Origin of the sequence: Clostridioides sp. ZZV15-6597 (genome assembly GCF_020657815.1) — a bacterium.
In the GTDB taxonomy this organism is placed as follows: domain Bacteria; phylum Bacillota; class Clostridia; order Peptostreptococcales; family Peptostreptococcaceae; genus Clostridioides.
Window position 1 is genome coordinate 1 of record NZ_JAGWCT010000156.1, and the last position, 6,582, is coordinate 6,582.

Below are 6,582 nucleotides of genomic sequence, written 5' to 3' on the forward strand. Positions count from 1 at the left end.
AAATAATGTATTATAATCGTTTTGTAGATAAATTGTATACATAATAAACTTAAACAAGAAACCTTCGATTTTACTCTACAAGATAAAAACAAAAATAAGAAAGTATACCATTTTTTCGAAAAAATGGTATACTTTCTTATTTTCTATCAATCTATCTTTATTCTATTTTCTTCTTTTAATTAATTCTTTTTTTATTTCATCAATTTCAACACCTTTTTCTATCATTAAAACCAATGTATGATATACTAAATCACTAATTTCATAAATAAGTTCACTTTTATCTTCATTTTTTGAAGCTATAATTACTTCACTGCTTTCCTCTCCAACTTTTTTAAGAATTTTATCCAAACCTTTATCAAAAAGATAGTTAGTATAAGACCCCTCAATAGGATTATTTTTTCTTTCATTTATTAAATCATATAATTCTTTTAATGTATTTTTTTGTACTTCAAAATCAATTTTATCAGTATCATCAAATAAATCTCTATAGAAACAAGAATAATTACCTGTATGGCAAGCTACACCTGTTTGTTCAACTAAAAGTAATATTGTATCTAAATCACAATCATAAGAAATTTTGACTACTTTTTGAATATTTCCAGATGTCTCACCTTTAATCCATAATTCTTGTCTACTTCTGCTAAAGTAACAAGCTATTTTTTCTCTTAAAGTTTTCTTTATAGACTCCTCATTCATATATGCTAACATCAATACATCTTTACTTATTACATCCTGAACAACAGCAGGAACTAATCCTTTATCATCAAATTTTACATTTTTTATAAATTCTTCAAGTTCTTCACTGCACATATTATTACATTTATCATTCATTTTCCCATTCTCCTTATAGATATTTAATTTATAATCTTACTTCTACACCCATTTCTTTTAAATACTTCTTCAAATCCTTTATTTTTATCTCTCCAAAATGAAAAACAGATGCTGCTAAAATTCCATCTACATTAGATTCTTTGACTGCTTCATAGAAATCTTCCATTTTCCCAGCCCCTCCAGATGCTATAACAGGTACATTTACTAAAGATGTTATTTTTGAAAGTAACTCTATATCATATCCATTTTTCATTCCGTCTTCATCCATACTATTTACAACAATCTCTCCAGCTCCAAGTTCAACACCTTTAGCTGCCCATTCAATTACATCTAAATCTGTTTTCTCTCTACCACCTTTTACATATACACTCCATGAACCTTCTTCATTTTTTTTTGCATCTATTGATAAAACTACACATTGTGCACCAAACTTTAATGAGGCTTCTCTTATTAATTCAGGATTTTTTACTGCTGATGAATTTATAGAAACTTTATCAGCACCTTTTCTTAAAATATTAGTAAAGTCTTCTAATTTATTTACTCCTCCACCCACACAAAATGGGATATTTATATTTTCTGCAACTTTAGATACAAATTCTAAAGATGTCTTTCTGTCTTCATTTGATGCAGTTATATCATAAAATACAAGTTCATCTGCACCACAGTCACTATAAAATTTTCCAAGGACTTCTGGACTATCAACATCCACTATATCTGTAAATTTTTTCCCCTTTACAACTCTTCCATTTCGTACATCTAGGCATGGTATTATTCTTCTAGTAAGCATAGTTGTTGAGCCTCCTTAAAGTCTATCTTGTTATCATAAAGTGCTTTACCTATTATTACTCCATATAAGTTCATATTTTTAAGTTTTTTGATGTCTTCAATAGAAGTCACTCCCCCAGAAGCAATAACATTTAAAGATGTCTCTTTTGATATTTTTTCATATATATCAAAGTTTGGACCTTGAAGCATGCCATCTTTTGATATGTCTGTATAAACAATCGTCTTTACTCCTATTTTTTCAAGTTGTTTACATAAAGTAAGAGAATCTACATTACTTACAACTTCCCAGCCTCTAACCGCTACCTTTCCATCTTTAGCATCAATTGAAACAACAATTTTTTCTTGATATTCATTAACCAACTCTTCAACTAACTCCATATTTTCAATTGCTATACTCCCAAGTATAACTCTAGTAACACCTGCTTTTATTAAATTTTGAACTTTTTCCTTGTCTCTAACCCCTCCACCTACTTGAATAGGTATTTTTATATTGTTTGCTATATTTTCAATTGTTTTTGTATTTACACCAAATTCACTTCTAGCTCCATTTAAATCTACTATATGTATATATTCTGCACCTTCATTTTTCCATTTATATGCTACCTCTAATGGATTATCATAATATACATTTACTTTATCAAAATCACCTTGAGTTAATCGTACACATTTGTTGTCCTTTATATCTATTGCTGGAAATATTATCATTTTATCATCTCCCCATATGCTTTTAATATGTTTAAACCTACTTCTCCACTTTTTTCCGGATGAAATTGTATACCATATACATTATCTTTTCTAACTATAGCTGGAATCTTCTTCTCATACTCTGAAAAAGCAACAAGTTCTTCATTTGATGAATTTGCATAATATGAATGAACAAAGTATACATAGTCATCTTCTTTAATATATTTAAGGATATCATCATTTTTCTTATTAAATTTTAGATTGTTCCATCCCATATGTGGAACTTTTAAACTTATATCCAGCTTATCAATGCTACCTTCTATAAGACCTAACCCTTCATATTCTCCATATTCGTAACTTTTTTCATAAAGTAATTGCATGCCTAGACATATGCCTATTAAAAACTTCCCCTTTGACACATGTTCTTTTATTATTGGTACCAAATCTAGTTTATTTAAGGCATTTATAGAATCTCTAAAAGCTCCAACACCTGGAAGTATTAGTGAATTTGCCTCCTTTATTTCATTTAAATTGTTAGAAATTTTAGTTTCTATTCCAGCCTTTTTAAAACCTCTGGACACAGAATCTATATTTCCTAGACCATAATCTACTATTATATTCATTTTATAAGACCCCCTTTGAAGATGCTATTTCATTAGAAATTACTTCACTACCTTCTTTCAATGCTCTTGCAAATGCTTTAAAAATACTTTCTATTTTGTGATGGTCATTTTCTCCATACAAAAGATTAATATGTAAAGTTACTCTAGATTCGTTTACAAAAGCTCTAAAAAATTCTTTAAAACACTGTGTACTCATACTACCAATCATTTGAGTATCAAACTTTGCATTGAATACAAGATATGGTCTGTTGCTTATATCAATCGATACCATGGATAAAGATTCATCCATAGGTATGTAGATAGTAGAATATCTTCTTATTCCTTTTTTATCCCCTAAAGCATTTTTAAATGCCTCTCCTATAGCTATACCTATATCCTCAACACTATGATGGTCATCTACATATATGTCTCCTTTACAAATAACCTTTAAATCAAACTTACCATGAAATGCCATTAAAGTAAGCATATGGTCTAAAAACCCAATTCCAGTATCTATCTCAACTTTTCCAGTACCATCAATGTTTAGTTCTACTAAAATCTGTGTTTCAAGTGTATTTCTTTCTATCTTCCAAATTCTCATACCTAATTCTCCTTTTGAAAAATATCTTTTATAGCATTTACAAACATAATATTTTCTTCTTTATCACCAATTGTAACTCTATAATAATTTTCTAGTTTTCCACTAAACTTTCTTATTAGTACTCCTCTATCAATCAGCTTTTGTGATAAATTTTCTATCTCAGAATAAAACAATATAAAATTTGCTTGTGATTCATACACTTTGAGACCTATATCAATCATTTCTTTATATAATTTTGCTCTTTCTTTTTTTACTTCCCTTATATAAAACTTCACTACTTCTTTATTTTGCAATGCTCTTGTAGCAATGAAATCTGATAATGAATTTAAGTTATATGGAGGTCTTACCTTCTCAACAGAGTTTATTAAACTACAATTAGATAACATATATCCAGTTCTTATCCCAGCTAATCCAAATGCCTTTGATAGCGTTCTAAGAACGATTAAGTTTTCATACTCAAAAACATTCTCTAACATGCTTTCTTCCCCAAAATCCATATATGCTTCATCTAAAACTACTAAACTGTTAGTTGAGTTTAAAAGTTTTATTATGTCTTCTCTTTTAAGTATTGTCCCTGTTGGATTATTAGGATTACAAACAATTATTATCTTTGGATTATTTTCTTTTACTTTTTCAATTACATCATCTATATTTATAACTAAATTTTCATCACTCTCAACACCTATAAACTTTGAACCATTTATCTGACTGTATATAGAGTACATGCTAAAACTTGGAGAAAAACTTAATATTGTTTCATCTTTATCTACAAAAGTATGTATTATCAAATCAATTATTTCACTTGACCCATTTCCTACTAAAAGGTTTTTCTTACTTACTCCAGAAACATCTATGTAGTTTATTATAGACTCTTTTAAATCGCTATAAGAGTCTTCAGGATATAAATTTAAATCTATATCACTATCTCCAAGCTCTTTAACAAGATACTTAAACAACTTTTTATTTCCTTCATTTGCATCAAGCTTTACCTTACAATTTACACAATTTGGTTCGTATCCCTTTAGCTCTCTTATACTTTCTTTTTCTCTCAATTTAAACCTCTCCTTGTCAATTTTAATTATATTTTAGTTATCAATTTCCTTAAACAAACGAATTATATTTTGAATTTGTTCATACTTAAATCTATAACTAGCTCTATTTGATATAATCCTAGCACTTATATCGCATATATCTTCTAATATTTCAAGTCCATTTGCTTTAAGTGTATTACCCGTTTCAACTATATCAACAATTACATCTGATAAGCCTACTATTGGAGCTAGTTCAACAGAACCATTTAGTTTTATTATTTCAATTTTTTGACCTTTTTCTTTAAAGTATTTTTTTGCTATGTTTGGGTACTTTGTTGCCACTTTTAGATATTCATCTTTTCTATATATACTATCTCCCTTTAGTCCTGCTACTGCAAATTTACACTTTCCAAAACCTAAATCATATATTTCATATACATCTGTTTCATTTTCTAAAATAGTATCTTTACCTGCTATACCGAGGTCAGCAACTCCTTTTTCAACATACGTAACTACATCTGATGGTTTTACATGTATATATATGATTTTATTTTTTTCATCTTTAAAAATTAGCTTTCTTGTATCAGTATCTATACTATCCCCCAACCCCATTTTTTTAAATTTTTTAAATGATTCCCCTTCTATTCTTCCTTTTGCTAATGCTATAGTTAAATAATCCAAAATAATACCTCCTTTTCAATCTTACTTATATACATACTTCATTAATTCATCAACACTTAATGTAAATCCAATAGCTGGAATTTCTTTTCCATACTCTTTAGTTAGAGAATCATATCTTCCACCGCTTAGAATTTCTTTATATGAGTCTGGATAGTATCCTCTAAACATAACTCCTTCATAATAGTCAAGCATTGTAATCATTGATAAGTCAAATCTAGCTTTATCTAAAAAATTACATTCCTCAATTAAATCGTTTATTTGTTTTAACTCTTCAAGTGCTTGTTTCATCTTATCATTACAATAGAATTTTTGTGCCTTTTCAATAACATTATATAGATTACCTTGAAAACTTAAGATATTTGATAATAATTCTTTTACATCATTTTTAATTTTTAAATCTTCAATATATACTTTTAATTCATGGTTATTTTTGGTATACAATAAGTTTTTAATTTGATTTTCACAATTCTTGTTCAATTTTAATTCCTCTAATAGTCCATTAATATATTTACTACTACCAACCTCCAAAATAAAATTATTGTTGTACTTTTCAAGTATCTTAAGAGCCAATTTTACCACTTCTCTATCTGCTTCTAAAGAAGATTCTCCTAAGTACTCACAACCTATCTGTCTTATCTCTTTTATTCCAACTGTATTCTTATTTTTATATATAGATGAATTATAGAAAAGTTTAAGTTTTAAACCCTCTTCCCATCTTGGTATGAGACTTTTTATTATACTTGTAGTTATATCAGCTCTTAGGACCATTACTCTTCCATTTACAACCTTTACCATAGATTCTTTTGGAATTTTACTATTTATATTTGTAAATTCATCATATTCTTCAAATAATTGTGGTTCTATTTGAAAATATTCTTCATCTAAGAAAAGCCTGTCTATTTCTCTTTTTAATTTGTATCTTTTTTTAGAATAAATAACTTCATCTTCAATCCTTAAAAATTTCATACTCTCACCCTTTTCATTAAAATTACTCTTACATTTGCAAATTTAAAACAATAAAAAAGCCATATAGGCTTTATACCTATATGGCTATAATTTTCTTTTAAAATTACTTCCCATCATAGATACAAGACCAATTACACTAAAAACAGGGCTTGTGTCTATGAATCAATTTCATATTACAATCCCTTTAGTCTATGATGATGGTGATGATTTAATTTTATATTTAATTTTTCTACATTTAATCTCACCATGATAATTTCCTCCCAAATATTTTTTATTAATATTCTAAATTTACAGTTTTTTTATTACTATTAATGATAATATACTTTTCAAAAATTGGCAATAGTTATTTAGAAATTTAAATAAAATATTTTATATCTGTCTCTTATACAACTCTGACGCA

Annotated in this window: 8 protein-coding genes; all 8 read right to left on the reverse strand. The window is 27.6% G+C overall.

Annotated elements, in window-relative coordinates; genetic code table 11:
- Positions 1-162 precede the first annotated feature (162 nt).
- Genes hisIE through KGF52_RS19820 form a run of 8 tightly spaced genes read right to left on the reverse strand, consistent with a single transcriptional unit; the run spans position 163 to position 6,182 of the window.
- Entirely contained in the window at positions 163-831 is a 669-nt protein-coding gene (hisIE, locus tag KGF52_RS19785; RefSeq protein ID WP_227841362.1) for a bifunctional phosphoribosyl-AMP cyclohydrolase/phosphoribosyl-ATP diphosphatase HisIE, read from the reverse strand.
- A 28-nt stretch (positions 832-859) separates the two neighbouring features.
- Positions 860-1,618, reverse strand: coding sequence for an imidazole glycerol phosphate synthase subunit HisF (gene hisF, locus KGF52_RS19790; protein WP_227841363.1), 759 nt, complete (start codon positions 1,616-1,618; stop codon positions 860-862).
- Positions 1,600-2,322 carry a 1-(5-phosphoribosyl)-5-[(5-phosphoribosylamino)methylideneamino]imidazole-4-carboxamide isomerase gene (hisA, locus tag KGF52_RS19795; protein ID WP_227841364.1) on the reverse strand — a complete coding sequence of 241 codons (723 nt, stop codon included), beginning with the start codon at positions 2,320-2,322 and terminating at the stop codon, positions 1,600-1,602. The genes hisF and hisA overlap by 19 nt, the downstream gene beginning before the upstream one ends.
- A complete protein-coding gene (gene hisH / locus KGF52_RS19800) occupies positions 2,319-2,924 on the reverse strand; it encodes an imidazole glycerol phosphate synthase subunit HisH (RefSeq protein ID WP_227827404.1) in 606 nt (201 codons plus the stop codon). The genes hisA and hisH overlap by 4 nt, the downstream gene beginning before the upstream one ends.
- Before the next feature lies 1 nt (position 2,925).
- Positions 2,926-3,504, reverse strand: coding sequence for an imidazoleglycerol-phosphate dehydratase HisB (gene hisB / locus KGF52_RS19805; protein WP_227827403.1), 579 nt, complete (start codon positions 3,502-3,504; stop codon positions 2,926-2,928).
- 2 nt (positions 3,505-3,506) lie between these two features.
- Positions 3,507-4,556: a histidinol-phosphate transaminase gene (gene hisC / locus KGF52_RS19810; protein ID WP_227841365.1), complete on the reverse strand. Its 1,050-nt coding sequence runs from the start codon at positions 4,554-4,556 to the stop codon at positions 3,507-3,509.
- A 33-nt stretch (positions 4,557-4,589) separates the two neighbouring features.
- Positions 4,590-5,216 carry an ATP phosphoribosyltransferase gene (gene hisG, locus KGF52_RS19815; RefSeq protein WP_227432938.1) on the reverse strand — a complete coding sequence of 209 codons (627 nt, stop codon included), beginning with the start codon at positions 5,214-5,216 and terminating at the stop codon, positions 4,590-4,592.
- A gap of 21 nt (positions 5,217-5,237) precedes the next feature.
- A complete protein-coding gene (locus tag KGF52_RS19820) occupies positions 5,238-6,182 on the reverse strand; it encodes an ATP phosphoribosyltransferase regulatory subunit (RefSeq protein ID WP_227841366.1) in 945 nt (314 codons plus the stop codon).
- Between the last annotated feature and the right edge of the window lie 400 nt (positions 6,183-6,582).

What these genes read in the sequence shown, in the direction of transcription:
- hisA (WP_227841364.1), bottom strand. Translation starts at nt 2,322, where the DNA reads ATGATAATATTTCCAGCAATAGATATAAAGGACAACAAATGTGTACGA.
- hisH (WP_227827404.1), bottom strand. Translation starts at nt 2,924, where the DNA reads ATGAATATAATAGTAGATTATGGTCTAGGAAATATAGATTCTGTGTCC.
- KGF52_RS19820 (WP_227841366.1), bottom strand. Translation starts at nt 6,182, where the DNA reads ATGAAATTTTTAAGGATTGAAGATGAAGTTATTTATTCTAAAAAAAGA.
- hisB (WP_227827403.1), bottom strand. Translation starts at nt 3,504, where the DNA reads ATGAGAATTTGGAAGATAGAAAGAAATACACTTGAAACACAGATTTTA.
- hisIE (WP_227841362.1), bottom strand. Translation starts at nt 831, where the DNA reads ATGAATGATAAATGTAATAATATGTGCAGTGAAGAACTTGAAGAATTT.
- hisF (WP_227841363.1), bottom strand. Translation starts at nt 1,618, where the DNA reads ATGCTTACTAGAAGAATAATACCATGCCTAGATGTACGAAATGGAAGA.